Origin of the sequence: Paenimyroides tangerinum (genome assembly GCF_003865405.1) — a bacterium.
In the GTDB taxonomy this organism is placed as follows: Bacteria; Bacteroidota; Bacteroidia; order Flavobacteriales; family Flavobacteriaceae; genus Flavobacterium; species Flavobacterium tangerinum.
Genome location: NZ_RQVQ01000085.1, coordinates 1707 through 3645, shown reverse-complemented (window position 1 = coordinate 3645; position 1939 = coordinate 1707). Strand labels below are relative to the sequence as shown.

Below are 1939 nucleotides of genomic sequence, written 5' to 3'. Positions count from 1 at the left end.
AAACATCAAAAAATATAAAAAACATACGATGAAGAGTTTGATCCTGGCTCAGGATGAACGCTAGCGGCAGGCCTAACACATGCAAGTCGAGGGGTAGATGTCTTCGGACATTGAGACCGGCGCACGGGTGCGTAACGCGTATGCAATCTACCTTTTACTAAGGGATAGCCCAGAGAAATTTGGATTAATACCTTATAGTATGTTTGAATGGCATCGTTTAAGCATTAAAGATTTATTGGTAAAAGATGAGCATGCGTCCCATTAGTTAGTTGGTAAGGTAACGGCTTACCAAGACGATGATGGGTAGGGGTCCTGAGAGGGAGATCCCCCACACTGGTACTGAGACACGGACCAGACTCCTACGGGAGGCAGCAGTGAGGAATATTGGTCAATGGAGGCAACTCTGAACCAGCCATGCCGCGTGCAGGATGACGGTCCTATGGATTGTAAACTGCTTTTGTACAGGAAGAAAAAGTACCACGTGTGGTATATTGACGGTACTGTAAGAATAAGGATCGGCTAACTCCGTGCCAGCAGCCGCGGTAATACGGAGGATCCAAGCGTTATCCGGAATCATTGGGTTTAAAGGGTCCGTAGGCGGCTTTATAAGTCAGTGGTGAAAGTTTGCAGCTTAACTGTAAAATTGCCATTGATACTGTAGAGCTTGAATTTTTGTGAAGTAACTAGAATATGTAGTGTAGCGGTGAAATGCTTAGATATTACATGGAATACCAATTGCGAAGGCAGGTTACTAACAAACAATTGACGCTGATGGACGAAAGCGTGGGTAGCGAACAGGATTAGATACCCTGGTAGTCCACGCCGTAAACGATGGATACTAGTTGTTCGGTAGCAATACTGAGTGACTAAGCGAAAGTGATAAGTATCCCACCTGGGGAGTACGTTCGCAAGAATGAAACTCAAAGGAATTGACGGGGGCCCGCACAAGCGGTGGAGCATGTGGTTTAATTCGATGATACGCGAGGAACCTTACCAGGGCTTAAATGTAGTTTGACCGCTTAGGAAACTAGGCTTTCGCAAGACAAATTACAAGGTGCTGCATGGTTGTCGTCAGCTCGTGCCGTGAGGTGTCAGGTTAAGTCCTATAACGAGCGCAACCCCTGTCGTTAGTTGCCAGCGAGTGATGTCGGGAACTCTAACGAGACTGCCAGTGTAAACTGTGAGGAAGGTGGGGATGACGTCAAATCATCACGGCCCTTACGTCCTGGGCCACACACGTGCTACAATGGCCGGTACAGAGAGCAGCCACTGGGTGACCAGGAGCGAATCTACAAAACCGGTCACAGTTCGGATCGGAGTCTGCAACTCGACTCCGTGAAGCTGGAATCGCTAGTAATCGGATATCAGCCATGATCCGGTGAATACGTTCCCGGGCCTTGTACACACCGCCCGTCAAGCCATGGAAGCTGGGGGTGCCTGAAGTCGGTGACCGCAAGGAGCTGCCTAGGGTAAAACTGGTAACTAGGGCTAAGTCGTAACAAGGTAGCCGTACCGGAAGGTGCGGCTGGAACACCTCCTTTCTAGAGATGGTTCAAGTCTCTTGCTCTTTAACTGTTAGTTCAAATAAGTAAATAAGATACAGAGTCTCGTAGCTCAGCTGGTTAGAGTACTACACTGATAATGTAGGGGTCGGCAGTTCGAGTCTGCCCGGGACTACAAAAAAGTTTAAAGTTAAAAGCTGAAAAGTTTAAAGTTTAAACAAAAAGAAAAATTTTATTTACAAAAAGGAAATTTTAGAAGTTGAGAGGTTATGAATTATAACATTCGTAATTTGTAATTCACAATTAATAAAAATTGGGGGATTAGCTCAGCTGGCTAGAGCGCCTGCCTTGCACGCAGGAGGTCATCGGTTCGACTCCGATATTCTCCACAGGATAGTATCAAGAAGATAGTATCAAGTATGAAGACCAAGTCTTAT

The 1939-nt window shown here is 46.3% G+C and carries 2 tRNA genes and 1 rRNA gene; all 3 read left to right on the top strand.

The annotated features are described in order from the left end of the window. The first annotated feature begins 25 nt into the window (after positions 1-25). The 3 genes from EG240_RS16125 to EG240_RS16115 all read left to right on the top strand — a co-directional run bounded on the left by EG240_RS16125 (position 26) and on the right by EG240_RS16115 (position 1891). Positions 26-1541 (top strand): 16S ribosomal RNA (locus tag EG240_RS16125). A gap of 62 nt (positions 1542-1603) precedes the next feature. Next, positions 1604-1677: transfer RNA gene (locus EG240_RS16120), tRNA-Ile, on the top strand. A 140-nt stretch (positions 1678-1817) separates the two neighbouring features. Continuing rightward, positions 1818-1891, top strand: a tRNA-Ala gene (locus tag EG240_RS16115). Positions 1892-1939 lie beyond the last annotated feature (48 nt).